The organism is Sphingomonas sp. M6A6_1c (assembly GCF_053345135.1).
In genome coordinates, this window is sequence record NZ_JBKEZO010000001.1 from 314,695 (window position 1) to 330,109 (window position 15,415).

Annotated in this window: 14 protein-coding genes and 1 tRNA gene; 10 read left to right on the top strand and 5 right to left on the bottom strand. The window is 69.0% G+C overall.

Annotated elements, in window-relative coordinates; genetic code table 11:
- Positions 1 to 48 precede the first annotated feature (48 nt).
- On the bottom strand, positions 49 to 1,845 hold the full coding sequence (locus ACLBWH_RS01400; RefSeq protein ID WP_447796233.1) for a methyl-accepting chemotaxis protein: 1,797 nt from the start codon (positions 1,843 to 1,845) through the stop codon (positions 49 to 51).
- Positions 1,846 to 2,134: 289 nt separating this feature from the next.
- On the opposite strand from ACLBWH_RS01400, the gene ACLBWH_RS01405 reads away from it, so the two are divergent.
- Both ACLBWH_RS01405 and ACLBWH_RS01410 read left to right on the top strand, forming a co-directional pair.
- Positions 2,135 to 3,388, top strand: coding sequence for an MFS transporter (locus tag ACLBWH_RS01405; RefSeq protein WP_447796235.1), 1,254 nt, complete (start codon positions 2,135 to 2,137; stop codon positions 3,386 to 3,388).
- Positions 3,389 to 3,472: 84 nt separating this feature from the next.
- Positions 3,473 to 5,788 (top strand): TonB-dependent receptor, encoded by a 2,316-nt coding sequence (locus ACLBWH_RS01410; protein ID WP_447796237.1) that lies wholly within the window; start codon positions 3,473 to 3,475, stop codon positions 5,786 to 5,788.
- Positions 5,789 to 5,880: 92 nt separating this feature from the next.
- Here ACLBWH_RS01410 and ACLBWH_RS01415 read toward each other — a convergent pair.
- Positions 5,881 to 5,965: transfer RNA gene (locus ACLBWH_RS01415), tRNA-Leu, on the bottom strand.
- A gap of 271 nt (positions 5,966 to 6,236) precedes the next feature.
- Here ACLBWH_RS01415 and ACLBWH_RS01420 point away from each other — a divergent pair.
- On the top strand, positions 6,237 to 6,395 hold the full coding sequence (locus ACLBWH_RS01420; RefSeq protein ID WP_322849137.1) for a hypothetical protein: 159 nt from the start codon (positions 6,237 to 6,239) through the stop codon (positions 6,393 to 6,395).
- On the opposite strand, the gene ACLBWH_RS01425 is transcribed toward ACLBWH_RS01420, so the two are convergent.
- Positions 6,388 to 7,896: a YifB family Mg chelatase-like AAA ATPase gene (locus tag ACLBWH_RS01425; protein WP_447796238.1), complete on the bottom strand. Its 1,509-nt coding sequence runs from the start codon at positions 7,894 to 7,896 to the stop codon at positions 6,388 to 6,390. The genes ACLBWH_RS01420 and ACLBWH_RS01425 overlap by 8 nt on opposite strands.
- A 224-nt stretch (positions 7,897 to 8,120) precedes the next feature.
- On the opposite strand from ACLBWH_RS01425, the gene rpmH reads away from it, so the two are divergent.
- The 7 genes from rpmH to dapE all read left to right on the top strand — a co-directional run bounded on the left by rpmH (position 8,121) and on the right by dapE (position 13,394).
- The gene (gene rpmH / locus ACLBWH_RS01430; RefSeq protein ID WP_031393806.1) at positions 8,121 to 8,255 is read left to right on the top strand and encodes a 50S ribosomal protein L34; all 135 of its coding nucleotides are present in this window, start codon (positions 8,121 to 8,123) and stop codon (positions 8,253 to 8,255) included.
- Between the two features lie 5 nt (positions 8,256 to 8,260).
- Positions 8,261 to 8,767: a ribonuclease P protein component gene (gene rnpA / locus ACLBWH_RS01435; RefSeq protein WP_447796240.1), complete on the top strand. Its 507-nt coding sequence runs from the start codon at positions 8,261 to 8,263 to the stop codon at positions 8,765 to 8,767.
- The gene (gene yidD, locus ACLBWH_RS01440; RefSeq protein ID WP_322849134.1) at positions 8,764 to 8,976 is read left to right on the top strand and encodes a membrane protein insertion efficiency factor YidD; all 213 of its coding nucleotides are present in this window, start codon (positions 8,764 to 8,766) and stop codon (positions 8,974 to 8,976) included. Before rnpA ends, yidD begins: the two co-directional genes overlap by 4 nt.
- Positions 8,977 to 8,992: 16 nt before the next feature.
- Positions 8,993 to 10,696, top strand: a complete 1,704-nt coding sequence (yidC, locus tag ACLBWH_RS01445) for a membrane protein insertase YidC (protein ID WP_447796242.1) — start codon at positions 8,993 to 8,995, stop codon at positions 10,694 to 10,696.
- Entirely contained in the window at positions 10,693 to 11,358 is a 666-nt protein-coding gene (gene yihA / locus ACLBWH_RS01450) for a ribosome biogenesis GTP-binding protein YihA/YsxC (RefSeq protein WP_322849132.1), read from the top strand. The genes yidC and yihA overlap by 4 nt, the downstream gene beginning before the upstream one ends.
- A gap of 258 nt (positions 11,359 to 11,616) precedes the next feature.
- Positions 11,617 to 12,279 carry a glutathione S-transferase family protein gene (locus tag ACLBWH_RS01455; RefSeq protein ID WP_447796245.1) on the top strand — a complete coding sequence of 221 codons (663 nt, stop codon included), beginning with the start codon at positions 11,617 to 11,619 and terminating at the stop codon, positions 12,277 to 12,279.
- Positions 12,276 to 13,394, top strand: a complete 1,119-nt coding sequence (gene dapE / locus ACLBWH_RS01460) for a succinyl-diaminopimelate desuccinylase (protein ID WP_322849130.1) — start codon at positions 12,276 to 12,278, stop codon at positions 13,392 to 13,394. The genes ACLBWH_RS01455 and dapE overlap by 4 nt, the downstream gene beginning before the upstream one ends.
- Here dapE and ACLBWH_RS01465 read toward each other — a convergent pair.
- Positions 13,391 to 13,966 carry a Smr/MutS family protein gene (locus ACLBWH_RS01465; protein WP_447796247.1) on the bottom strand — a complete coding sequence of 192 codons (576 nt, stop codon included), beginning with the start codon at positions 13,964 to 13,966 and terminating at the stop codon, positions 13,391 to 13,393. The genes dapE and ACLBWH_RS01465 overlap by 4 nt on opposite strands.
- A complete protein-coding gene (mltA, locus tag ACLBWH_RS01470; protein WP_447796249.1) occupies positions 13,932 to 15,299 on the bottom strand; it encodes a murein transglycosylase A in 1,368 nt (455 codons plus the stop codon). The genes ACLBWH_RS01465 and mltA overlap by 35 nt, the downstream gene beginning before the upstream one ends.
- Between the last annotated feature and the right edge of the window lie 116 nt (positions 15,300 to 15,415).

A 15,415-nucleotide genomic window follows, 5' to 3' on the forward strand; every position in this document is an offset into this window, starting at 1 on the left:
TAGCGTTTCACCGACAAGCCGGCGTGCTCCGCAGAGGGGGGCGATCGGTCAACTGGCGGCGAGCGACGGATTGTCGGTGCCGGGATGGACCAGCGCCAGCTGGGAGGCACGCGCGTCGCGCACCGGTCCGGGGGAAGACGGCGTGGCACCGAGCTTGAACCCGTCGACATCCTGCGCCAGCGCATCCGCCTCGCCGGCCAGTTCGCGCGCCGCCGCGGTCGCCTGTTCGACCATCGCCGCATTCTGCTGGGTCATGCCGTCCATCTCGCCGACCGCGACATTGACCTGGCTGAGCCCCCTCGCCTGCTGTTCCGACGAGCGCGCGATGCCGGAGACGAGATCGCTGACCTCGCCGATCCTGACGAAGATGCTGTCGAGCGTGCGGCCGGTGTCGGTCACGAGACCGACGCCGTCCTGCACCAGCGCGCCAGAGGCGAGGATGCGGCCCTTGACGTCGCGCGCGGCATCCGCCGACCGCTGCGCGAGCGCCCGCACCTCGGACGCGACGACGGCGAAGCCGCGGCCGGCGTCGCCCGCGCGGGCCGCCTCGACGCCGGCGTTGAGCGCGAGCAGATTGGTCTGGAAGGCGATGCCGTCGATGACCGAGATGATCTCCGATATCTCATTGGACGACCGCTCGATCGCGCCCATTGCCTCGACCGCGCGACGGACGATCGCCCCCGATTCCTCGGTCTCGCGGCGGACGCCGCGGACGATCGTATCGGTCCGGTTCGCGCCATTCGCCGCCTCGCTGACCGCGGAGGTGATCTCGTGGACCGCCGCCGCGGTCTGTTCGAGCGCCGCCGCCTGCTGCTCGGTACGCTGCGAAAGGTCGTCCGAGGCGCTGCGCAACTCGACCGTCGCGACCTTCACCCGCGTCGCGGATTCGGCGACGCGGCCCAGCGTCTGCGACAGTCGTTCCATCGCGGCATCGAACGAGCGCGCCAATGTACCATATTCGTCGGGCAGCGCGTCGCCGATCCGGTAGCTGAGATCGCCATCGCCGAGATCGCCGAGCGCCTTGGTCAGTTCGTGGACGACGGTCTCCTGCTTGCGGGCGTTGGCCACCTGCGCCTGCGCCGCTTCGCGGAACACCTCGACCGCGGCGACCATCGTGCCGATCTCGTCGGTGCGCTCGCCGCCGGTGAGGGAGAGTGTGAGGTCACCATCCGCCATGCGGCGCATCGCATCCGCGGTATCCCCGATCGGCCGCAGCACGCGACGGAGCAGATAGGCGAGCGCCGCCGCGGTCAGCGCGACGAGGATCAGGCCGATCGCCACCAGCAGGGCGACCGTTCTGGCGAGTTGGCGCTGGCCGTGCTCGGCAAGCGCCTGCTGGACCTTGGCGGTGGCGACGACGAGTTGGTCGATATGCTGCCGATGGGTGGCATAGAGCGCCGCCAGCCGCGCGTAGCTGGCCTGCGTCGCCGCGGTGTCGCCACGCCGGACCGCGGGCAGCATGACGTGATCGAGTTCGTCCCAGAACAGCTCGGCATCCTGCACCGCGCGATCGAGCGGCTGCCGGATCGCCGGCTCCGACAGCGACGATGCCTTCCAGCGGGCGACGCTGGCGCGGAACGCCTGTTCGGCGCGGGCGAGCGACGCCTGGCCGCGGGGCAGCGAAGCGGGGTCGCGCGCGAGGAGCGTCGCGTCGAGGAAGGGCTCGATGATATAGGCGGGGGGCGGCAGAATGTCCGCGTCGAGGTCGCTAATCTCCTGATTTTGCCGCGCGATCGGGCCACCGATACGGATCGTGTCAATCTCGAACCCGGCGACGATGCCGCAGAACAGCACCAGCGCTATCGCCGATAATCCTGCTATCCTGCATTTTTCCTTGATATTCATATGAATGATCAGCCCACCCCGACGTGCCGCATGCCGCAGCATTTCATCATATTGCTAGTATAGTTTGGTGGATGCGTTGAAGGCTTTCGCAAACCGTATTGCGCCAGAACAAGCGCTACCGAAATTTCATCTCGTGCAACCTCATCCCAAGCGGCCGGTATCGATCATCGGGAGTATCTCAACCACTTGGCCGACAGCGGACGCGTGCGGACGGCGGCACAGGGCGGTTTAGAAAAACTCCCTCGCCACCCCGCCGCGACCGGCACATGGTCGGGCGCATGAAGGGACCATGGCGTTGAGGACGGTCGGCGAGCTGAGCGCGCGCCATCGTGGGTTGCTGTTCGCGCTGGTGATCACCGCGGGCGTGCTCAATCTGGTCGATCGCCAGATCATCGCGGTGCTCAAGCCGACGATCGCCGCCGAGCTCGGCTGGAGCGACGACGATTACGGCACGCTCGCCGCCTGGTTCCAGACCGGCGCGGCGGTCGGTTTCCTGTTCAGCGGCTGGATCGCCGACCGGCTCGGCGTCAAATGGGCCAATCCGGCGGGCGTCGCGGCGTGGAGCGTCGCCGCGTTGCTGCACGGCTGGGCATTGACCATCGGACAGTTCACCGCGGTGCGGATCGCGCTCGGCGCGACCGAAGCAATGGGGACGCCGACCGGCGCCAAGACCGTCGCCGCGGTGCTGTCGCCGCGCTGGCGGTCGACCGGCTTCGGCGCCACCAATGCGGCGAGCAGCCTCGGCGCGATCCTCGCCCCGCTGGCGATCCCCGCGGTGGCGCTGGCGTTCGGCTGGCGCGGGACGTTCGTCGCTGCCGGGCTCTTCGGGCTGGTGTGGGCGGGCGGCTGGCTGATCGCGGCGCGCGGCGTGCGCTTCACGCCGCATCGGCCCGCCACGGCGACGCCGCTGGCGGCGCTCGATGGGCCGATCCTGCGCGACCGCCGGACCTGGGCGGTGGCGGGCGCCAAGATCCTGTCGGACGCGACCTGGTGGCTGCTGTTGTTCTGGCTGCCCGACTTCTTCCATCGCCAGTTCGGGCTCTCGGGCGTCGCGCTCGGCGTGCCGCTCGCCATCGCTTATGGCGGCGCGGCGGTGGGGTCGCTGCTCGGCGGCAGCGTGTCAACACGGCTGCTCGGCGCGGGCCATGCGGTGGACCGGGTGCGCAAGGGCATAATGCTGGTCGCGGCGCTGGCGGTGGTGCCGATCCCGTTCGCGCTGCTCATCCACGATTACGCGCTGGCGATCGCGCTGATGGCGCTGGCGCTCGCCGGGCATCAGGCCTTCTCGACCAATTTGTTCGCGCTGATCGCCGACATCGTGCCGCAGCACCGGGTCGGGCGGGTCACCGCTTTCGGGTCGTTCTGCGGCAACGTCGGCGGCATCGGCATCGCCAAGGTCGCCGGACTGACGCTGGCGGGGGGGCTCGGCTATCTGCCGCTACTGCTGTTCGCGAGCGTCGCCTATCTCGCCGCGCTCGGATGGATCCAATTGCTGCTGCCCCGCCTGCAGCCGCTGGAGGGCACGACCGGAGACGCGGTGTAAAGCCGCGCTGTCGGCGACCGCGATGCTTCTTTATACCCCAGCGCACAGATGGATTATAAGGTCGCGCGGCCAAAGGGGAATTTGATGAACGCCAACCGTTTGTTCGCGCTGCTCGCCACCACCTGCCTGTCCGCCGCGCTGCCCGCCTTCGCCCAGGAGGCGCCCGCGTCGGCGCCGGCGCCCGTGAACGACGCGCCGGCCGATGCGCAGGACGATCGCGATATCGTCGTCACCGCGCGCTTCCGCAACGAAAGCCTGCAGCAGGTACCGATCGCGATCACCGCGATCAGCGGCAGCTCGCTCGCCGAGCGGCAGTTGAACACGGTCGAGACGATCAGCGCGGCGATCCCCTCGGTCGGGTTCCGCAGCGGCGCGTCGAACAAGGACCGGACGATCTTCATCCGCGGCATCGGCACGATCGCCACCTCCCCCGGCGTCGAGCCGTCGGTGTCGACCGTGCTCGACGGCGTCGTGCTCACCCGGCCCGGCCAGTCGACGCTCGATCTCGGCGAGGTCGAGCGGATCGAGGTGCTGCGCGGCCCGCAGGGGACGCTGTTCGGCAAGAACGCCTCGGCGGGCGTCGTCAACATCGTCACGCGCAACCCCACCGACGACGTCCACGCCTTCGGCGAAGCGGGTGCGACGACCGATCAGGAATATCGCATCAAGGCGGGCGTGTCGGGAGCGATCGTGCCGGGCAAGCTCCAGGCGTTGATCGGCGGCCTCTACAGCGACTTCGACGGCAACACGCGCAACGCGACCACCGGCAACGACACCAACGGCTCGCAGCGTTACGGCGTGCGCGGCAAATTGGTCGCGATTCCGGTCGACGCGCTCAAGCTAACGCTGATCGGCGATTACCTCAACACCTATGAGACGGTCGCGCCGGTCTATGCCTCGACGCGGCAGGTCGCTTATCCCACCGGGATCGTCAGCGTGTCGGCGCCGCTCGCCGCGGTGCTCGCCGACGCCGGGGTGCGGCCGTCCGCGACCAATCGCGTCGCGGCGACCAACATCGACACCAACGTCCGCGACGAAAATTACGGCGTCTCGCTGACCGCCGAACTGTCGCTGGGCGACTATCGCGTCACCTCGATCACCGCATGGCGGCAGTGGCTCAACCATCAGCAGCAGGATTACGACGGCCTGCCGACGCTCACCGCCGCCTTCCCGCAGGGGATCGACGACGGCCGCGTCGACAGCAGGCAAGTCTCGCAGGAGCTGCGCCTCGCCTCGCCGCGCGGCGGGCTGATCGACTATGTCGTCGGCGCCTACTACCTCCACGCCAAGACCGACGAAGTCTACGCCCGTACGCTGACGACGCTCGCCGGCACGGTGCAGACGACGACGAGCGGCGTCGCCGATTACGGCATCACCGACGACAATTACGCGCTATTCGGCGAGGCGAACATCAACTTCACCAAGGCGTTCCGCGGCATCGCCGGCTATCGCTCGACCTGGGACGATCTGTCCTTCTACCATCTGCGCACCTCGTCCGCCGATCCGACCGACAGCGGCGCACCGGCGCTCGATCGCCCCGGCATCCGCGCCTATCACCGGGCGCAGGGCAGCACCGCCCGGCGCGGCGACAGCTATCGTCTCGGCCTGCAGCTCGACCTCGGCGACCATGCGCAGACCTATTTCACCTATTCGCGGGGCTATAAGGGGCCGGCGTACAACGTCTATTTCAACATGCGCTCGCTCAACGCCACCACCCCGCTCGACGAATTGCCGCTGAGCCCGGAGACGTCGAAGTCGTTCGAGATCGGGCTGAAGGGCAGCACCGCCGACCGCACGCTCAGCTACAGCCTCGCGGCGTATACGACGACGTTCGACGGCTATCAGGCGAATTTCGCCGACGTGGTCAATGGCGCGCAGGTGACGCGGCTGATCAACGCCGGCTCGGTGCGCTCGCGCGGTGTCGAGGCGGACGTGACGCTGCGACCGGTCAAGGGCTTCACCGTCGATCTGTCGGGCGCCTTTACCGATGCCAAGGTACGCGACTTCCTCTGCCCGCCGGGCGCGCCGGTCAGCTGCAACGTCGACGGGCAGCCGCTGCCCTACGCACCGCGCATCAAATTGTACGAGACTGCCGCCTATCGCTTCGCGCTGTCCGACGCCTTGTCGTTCGAAGTGCAGAGCGACGTGACCTACAGCAGCAAGGTGCAATATTCGCTCAGCGAGACGGCGAATACGATCCAGCCGGCCTATGCGATCTGGAACGCCAGCGTCGCGCTCGTCCGCCCCGGCGACGGTTGGCAATTGCGCGCCTATGTCAAGAACATCACCGACACGTCCTACGCCAGCTTCCTCGCGCCGGGGACCTTCGCCGGCACCGTCCGCTTCGTACCGCGCGACGACCGCCGTTACGGTGGACTGCTGCTGCGCAAGGACTTTTGAACGACGCCTTCCGTCACGGCCCCCCGCCCGGCAACGGGACGGGGGATCGGGGCGCCGATACCCACGCCGCGCGACGTAGAAGCTGACATATATGGTGCGGGTGGTCGGGCTCGAACCGACACTCCTTGCGGAACGGGATTTTGAGTCCCGCGCGTCTACCAATTTCACCACACCCGCACGGAGCCGCCGATCCGACCATCGTCCGCGGCACCCGAAGGCGTCGCGGGCAACCGGCCCGGTTGCGGCTCTGCTCGTCGCCCGTGGCGCTCTCCGGACCGTGTCCGCGAACCCGCCACCCGGCGATGAGGCAAGTGCCGGTAGCCGGTTGGCGATGCGATCGCAAGCGCCTTGGGCGCGCACTAATGCCCGTTATGCTGATCCATGTCGTTGCGGTCGGGTCGCCAGCCATGCTGGATTGCACGCTCCGCTTACAGATGGTGCGACTGGCATGATGGTCGAGCAGGATACGTTGGAGCAAAAGGTGACGCGCGCGCTGCAACAGGCCGACGCCACCGGGGATTGCCTCATTGCCGCACTCCTCAGCCAGTGTCTGGAGTTGATGCTCCATCGCGACGCGGCACCCGGGCTGGCCGCCGCGGTCAATTGATCGGCGCGCGACGGCGGTAGCTCAGCGCTTCCGCGATGTGGACGCGGGTGACGGCCCGGGCATCCGCGAGATCGGCGATGGTCCGTGCGACGCGGAGGATGCGGGTATAGCCGCGGGCAGACAGCCGCATCGCCTCCGCCGCCTGGGCGAGCAGACGGCGGCCGGCGTCGTCCGGCGTGGCGACGCGGTCGAGCAACGCGCCGTCGGCTTCGGCGTTGGTGCGGATCGCCTCCTGCGCATAGCGTTCGCGCTGGATCGCGCGGGCGGCGGCGACCCGCACCGCGACCTCCGCCGAGCCTTCCACCGGCGGCGGCAGGATGAGATCGACGGCGGTCACGGCGGCGACGTCGACGTGCAGGTCGATACGGTCGAGCAGCGGTCCCGACACCTTGGCCTGATAATCGGCGGCGCAGCGCGGCGCGCGGGCGCAGGCGAGACTCGCATCGCCGAGATGGCCGCAGCGACACGGGTTCATCGCCGCGATCAACTGGACACGCGCCGGGAAGGTGACGTGCGCGTTGGCGCGCGCGACGCTGACGATCCCGGCTTCGAGCGGCTGGCGCAGCGAATCGAGCACCGCGCGCTGGAATTCGGGCAGTTCGTCGAGGAACAGCACGCCGAGATGCGCGAGGCTGACCTCGCCCGGCTTCACCTTGAGCCCGCCACCGGTCAAGGCCGCCATCGAGGCGCTGTGATGCGGGCTGCGGAACGGCCGGTTGCGGGTCAGGCGTCCGCCCGCGAGCGTCCCCGCGACCGACTGGACCATCGACACCTCCAGCGCTTCCGCGGCATCGAGCGGCGGCAGGATGCCGGGCAGGCACGATGCCATCAACGACTTGCCGGCGCCGGGCGGCCCGACCATCAGCAAATTGTGGCCACCGGCGGCGGCGATCTCCAACGCGCGCTTGGCGACCTCCTGCCCCTTCACCTGACGCAGATCGGGGCCGTGGCCGATCGGCTCGACCTCGCCGGCGACCGGTGCGGCGAGCAGGCCATGGCCCTTGAAATGGTTGATGAGGGCGAGAAGGTCGGGCGCGGCGAGCACCTCGATCGAGCCCGCCCAGGCCGCCTCTGCCCCTTGTGCGGCGGGACAGACCAGCCCCCTGCCCTCCGCGCTCGCGTGCATCGCGGCGAGCAGCACGCCCGGGGATGGCGCGATCCGCCCGTCGAGGCCGAGTTCGCCGACGACGACATAGTCGGCGAGATGCTCGACATCGATCACCGCCATCGCCCCGAGCAAGGCGAGCGCGATCGGCAGATCGAAGTGCGAGCCCTCCTTGGGCAGATCGGCGGGCGACAGGTTGACGACGATCCGCTTGGGCGGCAGCGCAAGGCCGAGCGCGGAGATCGCCGCGCGCACGCGTTCGCGGCTTTCCGCCACCGCCTTGTCGCCGAGCCCGACGACGTAGAAGGCCGGTATGCCCGGGATGAGTTGCACCTGTACCTCGACCCCGCGTGCCTCCAGTCCGAGATACGCCACCGTCTGGACGATCGCCGCCATGTCTAACCCCTTTGGCTACACCATAGCGGCGTTCCGGCGCGGACGGTGCGCGTGCGGCGATCGGAGCCGTCTTGCCAGGATAACACACGCTGCCTATCTCACCCGGCATGACGCATCGAAACCCCGCCCTTGCGTTGACTTCCGCCCCCCGTCTGGCTAAGCGCGCCCCATCAAGGCCGTCCGCGTGGCGGCCCTTTTCTATTCAGACGATCAGGGAATGAATCATGAAGCGGACCTTTCAGCCGAGCAATCTGGTGCGTGCACGTCGCCACGGCTTCCGCGCCCGGATGGCCACGGTCGGCGGCCGTGCGGTGATCCACGCGCGCCGCGCGCGTGGCCGCAAGAAGCTGTCGGCGTAAGTCCGGTGCCGGACGTCGGTCCTGCCGATGTCCGGACCCCCTTCGGCGCAGCCGACAGGGTTGCGACCGTCGGCGATGCCGGCAAACCGGCGACCGTCGGCGATGCCGACAAACCGGCGACCGTCGGTTCAGCCGATATACGCACGCTGACGTTGCGCCGCGACTTCCTCGCGGCCAATGCGGGGAAACGCGCACCGATGCCGGGATTCGTCCTGCTGGTGCACGACCGCGGCGATGGCGACCCGGCGATCCGCGTCGGCTTCACCGTCACCAAGAAGATCGGCAACGCCGTCGTCCGGAACCGCATGAAACGGCGGTTGCGGGCGTTGGCGCGCGAGCTGTTGCCCGCGGGCGGCATTCGCGGCGCGGATCACGTGCTGATCGGCCGCGACGGCGGCATCGAGCGCGACCATGGCCTGTTGAAAGCCGAATTCGCTAAGGCGCTGGGCAAGGTAGCACGCGGCGAGGATTCGCCGTCGCGGCCGCGCGGACCGCGTAAAGCCCGCCGATGATCGCGCAGCTCCTCATCTGGATCGCGCGCGGCTGGCAATTGGGGCCGTCGCTGATCCTGCCATCCTCGTGCCGCTATCAACCCTCCTGTTCGGCCTATGCAATCACCGCGCTTCGCCGCTATGGCGCCGCCAAGGGCGGATGGCTGGCGGCGAAGCGGATTGCGCGCTGCCATCCCTGGGGCGGGTACGGACCCGATCCCGTCCCTTGAGCTACGGGGCTGTATTTTGAACAAAGAACGCCAGAATTTCATCCTGTTCGCGGTCTTCGCGGCGGTGATCCTGTTCGCCTGGCCGCTGATCCAGGGCAAGTTCTTCCCCGTGGCCAACCCGCCGGTGACGAAGATCGTCAACGGCAAGTCGGTGCCGGTGACGACCAAGACCGCCGATCCCACCGCGGACGCACCCGCCGCCACGCGCAGCCGGCAGGCGGTGCTCGGCGAATCGCCGCGCGTACGCATCAGCACGCCGACGCTGCAGGGCTCGATCAACCTCAAGGGCGCGCGGATCGACGACCTCGTGCTGGTCAAGTACAAGGAAACGATCGCCAAGGATGCGCAGCCGATCCGGCTGCTCTCCCCCGCCGGCGCGCCCGAGGCCTATTTCGCCGGCTTCGGCTGGCGCGACGACGGGCTGAAGCCGCCCGCCGCCGACGCGGTCTGGACCGCCTCGTCGCAGTTGCTCGCGCCGGGTCGCCCGGTCACGCTGACCGCCGCCAATGCGACCGGCCAGCGGTTCGCGATCGAGCTGTCGGTCGACGACCAATATATGTTCACCGTCAAGCAGACGGTGCAGAACGCCGGCACCGCGCCGGTGCCGGTCGCGCCGTACGGCTATGTCAGCCGCGTCGGCGTGTCGAAGGACCCCGGCACCTGGCAGATCCACACCGGCCCGATGTCGGTCCATGGCGGCGGCGCCGATTACGGCACCAAGTTCAAGGACCTCGACAAGGCGCCCGAGAAGTTCACGACGACCGGCGGCTGGCTCGGCTTTACCGACAAATATTGGCTGACCGCGCTCGTCCCCGATCAGGCGGCACAGTTCGACGGCCAGTTCCGGGCCGGCGCCAACACCGCCTATCAGGCGGATTACGCCTTCGCGCCGAAGCTGCTCCCCGCCGGCCGCGCGCTGACCCAGACCAGCCGCTTCTTCGCCGGTGCCAAGGAGGTGAAGGCACTCCAGCATTACGAGAATGACGCTGGCGTCGCCAAGCTCGACAAGGCGATCGACTGGGGATGGTTCGAGATCGTCGAAAAGCCGATCTTCACCTATCTCGACTGGCTGTTCCGCATGGTCGGAAATTTCGGCCTCGCGATCATTCTGCTGACCTTCACGATCCGCGGCCTGATGTTCCCGATCGCGCAGCGCCAGTTCGCCAGCATGGCCAAGATGCGCGCGATCCAGCCGAAGATGAAGGCGATCCAGGAGCGCTACAAGGACGACAAGCCGCGCATGCAGCAGGAGGTGATGGCGCTCTACAAGACGGAGAAGGTCAATCCCGTCGCGGGCTGCCTGCCGACGCTGATCCAGATCCCGATCTTCTACGCGCTCTACAAGGTGCTGATGCTGACGATCGAGATGCGGCACCAGCCGTTCGTCGCGTGGATCAAGGATCTGTCCGCGCCCGATCCGCTGACCCCGCTCAACCTGTTCGGCTATCTGCACTTCACCCCGCCGCACATGATCGCGATCGGCGTCGTGCCGATCATCCTCGGCATCTCGATGTACTTCCAGTTCAAGCTGAACCCGGCGCCGATGGACGACACGCAGAAGCAGGTGTTCGCGATCATCCCCTGGGTGCTGATGTTCGTGATGGCGAGCTATCCCGTCGGCCTGCAGGTCTATTGGATCGCCTCGAACTTCCTCGCGATCCTGCAGCAGCGCATCCTGTATGCGCGGCACCCCGGCCTCAAGATCGCGGCCGCAAAGTGAGCGAGGATGTCGCCATCCCCGAAGACGAGGGCTTCTCGGCCGAGCTGATCGAGCATGCGCGCAAGACCTTCGCGGGTCCGGTGAGCTTCCTCAAATCGGCGCCCGCGCTCGAACATCTGCCGGCGCCGGTGGTGCCGGAGGTGGCGTTCGCCGGTCGCTCCAACGTCGGAAAGTCGTCGCTGCTCAACGCGCTGACCGGGCGCAACGGTCTCGCCCGCACCTCGAACACGCCGGGGCGGACGCAGGAGCTGAACTTCTTCGATGTCGGCCTGCCGCTCGCCTTCCGGCTGGTCGACATGCCCGGCTATGGCTTCGCCAAGGCGCCCAAGGATGTCGTCAAGAAATGGCGCTTCCTGGTCAACGACTTCCTGCGCGGGCGCGATACGTTGAAGCGCGCGCTGGTGCTGATCGATTCGCGGCACGGCATCAAGGATGTCGATCGCGAGATCCTCGAGATGCTCGACAAGGCGGCGGTGAGCTATCGCCTCGTCCTCACCAAGGCGGACAAGGTCAAGGCGACCGAACTCGCCGACGTGATGGACAGCGTCGCGGCAGAGGCGCGCAAGCGACCGGCGGCGCACCCCGACATCCTCGCGACGTCGAGCGAGGGCGGTATGGGAATCGCCGAACTGCGCGCCGCGGTGCTGGAAGCGGTGGGCTGACCGGTCGGGTCACACCGCTGTTGGTCGGCGGTCGCGGCTATACGTTGCGATTGCTCGCCGAATGGCGGCCCCCTGTCCTATTGCCTGCCTGCCGGGCATAGCGCCCGGCATGACCCGCTCGCCGCGCCGCACCACCCCATTGGCACAGGAATGGAAACGATCGGGCGCGATCGTTTCCATTAAGGTGTCCAACTTGTCCATGTCGGCGGGCGCACCAACGGCTGGACCCGTCGCCCGCCCCCGGCTAGTCCCTTGGCCATGAAGCTCATCATCGGCAACAAGGCCTATTCGAGCTGGTCGCTGCGCGGCTGGCTGGCGTGCAAGCAATCGGCGCTTCCGTTCGAGGAGGTCGTCGTGCCGCTCTACGACGCGGAATGGGACCGCCGCCGCGAGGGCGCCGAATTCGCGCCATCGTCGGGCAAGGTGCCGATCCTGTGGGACGGCGCGGCGGTGGTGTGGGACAGTCTCGCCATCGTCGACTATCTCGCCGACAAGGTCGGCCGCGAGCGCTTCTGGCCCGCCGACGAGGCTGCGCGCGCGATGGCACGGTCGATGGCGGCGGAGATGCATTCGAGCTTCACCGCGCTGCGTCGCAAACATGCGATGAACATCCGCCAGGTCTTCCCGGCCAGGCGCCCCGACGACGACGTGCTCGCCGATCTCGCGCGGATCATGGAATTGTGGGCGCAGGCGCGCGCCCGCTTCGGTGGCGACGGCGACTTCCTGTTCGGCCAGTTCGGCGCGGCGGACATCATGTATGCGCCGGTGGTGACCCGGATCATCACCTACCAGCTGCCGATCGCGCGCTTCGCCACCGGTTACATCGATGCGGTGGTCCGCCATCCGTTCATGCAGGACTGGATCGCCGGCGCACAGGAAGAGGATTGGGTGATCCAGCAATACGAGCAGCAACCCGCGTGACCGATGTCGTCGCGCTGGCGCAGGCGCTGCTGCGGGCGGAGAGCGTCACGCCGGCGCGCGGCGCGGTGTTCGACGTCCTCGACGCGGCGCTGGTCGCGGCCGGCTTCGACGTCGATCGGTTCGTCGTCGGCGAGGCGCCGGACGGGCCGGTCGAGAATCTGATCGCGGTGCGCGCGGGCGCAGGACAGCATCTCGCCTTCGCCGGCCATGTCGACGTGGTGCCGCCGGGCGCGGGCTGGACCGGCTCGCCGTGGTCGGGCGAGGTGCGCGGCGATCTGCTCTACGGGCGCGGCGCGGTCGACATGAAGGGCGCGGTCGCCGCCTTCGTCGCCGCGGCGGCGCACGCGAGCGGACCGACGCTGAGCCTGCTCGTCACCGGCGACGAGGAAGGGCCGGCGACGTTCGGCACCCCGGCGCTGATCGAGCGGATGGCGGCGCGCGGCATCGCGCCTGACCTGTGCCTCGTCGGCGAGCCGACCTCGGTGCGCCAGCTCGGCGACATGGTGAAGATCGGCCGGCGCGGCTCGGTCAATATCTGGATCGTCGTGGCGGGGCGGCAGGGCCATGTCGCCTATCCGCATCTCGCCGACAATCCGGCGGGCAAGCTCGCCAAGGCGCTGGCGGCGTTGCAGGACATGGGGCTCGACCACGGCAACGACTGGTTCCAGCCGTCGAACCTGGAGATCACCGATATCGCGGTCGGCAATCCTGCGCACAACGTCATCCCGGCGCGGGCCGAGGCGCGCGTCAACATCCGCTTCAACGACGGACAGCGCGGCGACGAACTGGTCGAGCGGGTGACCGCGCTGGTGCAGGAACATGCGCCGGGCGCGGTGGTGACCGGCAAGGTGTCGGGCGAGGCGTTCCTCACCGCGCCGGGGCCGTGGACCGCGGTGGTGAGCGCGGCGATCGAGGCGCAGACCGGGTTGGTCGCCGAGCTGTCGACCTCGGGCGGCACGTCGGATGCGCGCTTCCTGTCGCGGCTGTGCCCGACCGTCGAATTCGGGCTGGTCAATGCGACGATGCATCAGGTCGACGAGGCGGTCGCGGTAAGGGATCTGGAAACGCTGACGGCGGTCTATGCCGATGTCATCGGACGGGTCGCCCAGCTCTAGGTCTTCCCACGCCGCAGCACGATGTACAGCGCCCCCTGACCGCCGTGGCGCGGGTGGGCGCCCCTGACCGCGGCGATCGCATCGGCGTGGCGCGACGCCGCGAGCCAGTCGGCGATCGCGGCGCGGATCGCGCCCCTGGCGTGGGGGCGCTCGCTTTCCGGGCGGGGCGGCTTGCCCGTAACCAGCAGCAGGACGCGGTCCCCGCGGGCGATCGCGCGCGACAGGCCGTCGTCGAGCATCGCATGCGCCGAGCTCAAGGTATGGCCATGGAGATCGATCGAGCTGTCGGGGCTGACGATGCCGCGGGTCAGCCTTTTGTCCCAGCTGCCGTCGAGCGTGTTCTGGCGCGGCGGGGGCGGCGCGGCGACGGGTTTGGCCGGCGACGGGCGGACCGCCATCGCGCGGGTCAGCGCCTTCGACGGCTTGGTCGCCTTGGGCGGCGCCGGCGCGGCCGGGGCGGGCGCCGGGCGCGCGGGCGCGGCGACCGCGCGCAGCGGCTTCACCGTCGCCATCACGCGCGCCCAGAGATCGGCCTCGTCAGGGTTGAGCTGGCGCACCGGCCGCTGTCCCATAAACCGACGGATCGGGGATGTAGCGTTGCGGCTGCGTACGCGCGAGCGTGCCGATCGGCAGCAGCAGGAAGGCGGTGCCGCGCGCCGCCATGCCGCCCGCGGTCGCCTCCGCCACCGCGCCCGCACCCCAGAAGGTATCGAAGCGGTTGGCGCCCTTGATCGCACCCCCGGTATCCTGCGCCACCCACAGGCCGCTGGCGTCCTGCCGGTCCATCGACAGGAACACCGGCGCGCCGAGCGGCACGTATTTGACGTCGGCGGCGGCGCTGACCCCGCCATTGACGACATAGCCCATCGCGCCGACCGGCGGCGTGTCGAGTTCGCGGAAGAAGACGAAGCTCTTGTTCTCCGCCATGATCGCGCGACCTTCCTCGGGATGGGCGCGGAGCCAGGCGACGATGCCCTGCATCGAGGTCTGGCCGGGCTGGAGCAGCCCGCGCGCCTTCATCAACGCGCCGATGCCGGTATAGTCGCGGCCGTTCTGCGTATCGTAGCCGACGCGCATGATCTCGCCGTTGGGCAGGCGCAGCCGGCCCGACCCCTGGATCTGGAGGAAGAACACCGACGCCTCGTCGGCGCCCCAGGCGAACACCGGCGCCTTGCCGTCGAGCACGCCGGTGTCGATCGCGGCGCGGTCGTAATAGGGTACGAAAGTGCTGCCCTGAACGCGGCCGCGGATCTTCTTGCCTTTCAGCGCATCGCTGAACTTGCCGAGATCGACGTCGATCAGGTCGTTAGGACGAGCGTAGATCGGCACGGTGTAACCGGCGCGGCGATCGCGCGAGGCGGCGATCTCCGGCTCGTAATAGCCGGTGGCAAAGGCCTTGCCGTCGCCGACCTGTACCGTTTCGAAATAGCCGGCGAAGAAGGCCCGCGCGCCGCCGCGCAGCACGCCGGCGGCGGCGGCGCAGGCCGCCTGCCAGTCGGTGCCGCGGGTGAGGCCGGACGCGTCGGTGCGGCGCATCAGGCCCGGGCAACTGGTGAGGAACGCCTGCCGCGCCGCCTCGGCCTGCGCCTCGGTGATCGGCAGCGTCGCGAGGTTCGGGCCGGGGACGATGCCGGCGGTGGCGGCAGTCGTCGAGCCGGGATTGGCAACGACGGGCGCGGCGAGCAGGGGCGTCGCCCCCTGGATGCGTCCGTCGAAGCTGCGGCCACTGGCGATCTGCTGGCCGGGGCCGCTCGGGCGGGGTGCCGGGCGGCCGGGCTGGCTGGTCGGCTGCCGGCCCGGCTGGCGCGGTGGCGGGGTGTCGGTGCCGAGCGGCACGACGCGGCCGCCGCACGCGCTGAGGGCCAGAGCCAGCGCGATGCTGGCGAATACGCGATTACCGGTCATCCTGATCCCCGTATGTCCGCCCATTGCCTGCGGAAAGGTGCGGCTGTGCCGAAGCGGGCGGGTGGCGACAAGGGCTAAGCGCTCGCAAATGCGGTGCGGCGTGTTGGACGACATGG

Bases quoted from the DNA above. Each gene is read 5' to 3' on its own strand.
- ACLBWH_RS01420 (WP_322849137.1), top strand. From the start codon at position 6,237: ATGATGGTCGAGCAGGATACGTTGGAGCAAAAGGTGACGCGCGCGCTG.
- ACLBWH_RS01400 (WP_447796233.1), bottom strand. From the start codon at position 1,845: ATGAATATCAAGGAAAAATGCAGGATAGCAGGATTATCGGCGATAGCG.
- rpmH (WP_031393806.1), top strand. From the start codon at position 8,121: ATGAAGCGGACCTTTCAGCCGAGCAATCTGGTGCGTGCACGTCGCCAC.
- ACLBWH_RS01455 (WP_447796245.1), top strand. From the start codon at position 11,617: ATGAAGCTCATCATCGGCAACAAGGCCTATTCGAGCTGGTCGCTGCGC.
- ACLBWH_RS01410 (WP_447796237.1), top strand. From the start codon at position 3,473: ATGAACGCCAACCGTTTGTTCGCGCTGCTCGCCACCACCTGCCTGTCC.
- yidD (WP_322849134.1), top strand. From the start codon at position 8,764: ATGATCGCGCAGCTCCTCATCTGGATCGCGCGCGGCTGGCAATTGGGG.
- ACLBWH_RS01465 (WP_447796247.1), bottom strand. From the start codon at position 13,966: ATGGGACAGCGGCCGGTGCGCCAGCTCAACCCTGACGAGGCCGATCTC.
- mltA (WP_447796249.1), bottom strand. From the start codon at position 15,299: ATGACCGGTAATCGCGTATTCGCCAGCATCGCGCTGGCTCTGGCCCTC.
- ACLBWH_RS01405 (WP_447796235.1), top strand. From the start codon at position 2,135: ATGGCGTTGAGGACGGTCGGCGAGCTGAGCGCGCGCCATCGTGGGTTG.
- ACLBWH_RS01425 (WP_447796238.1), bottom strand. From the start codon at position 7,896: ATGGCGGCGATCGTCCAGACGGTGGCGTATCTCGGACTGGAGGCACGC.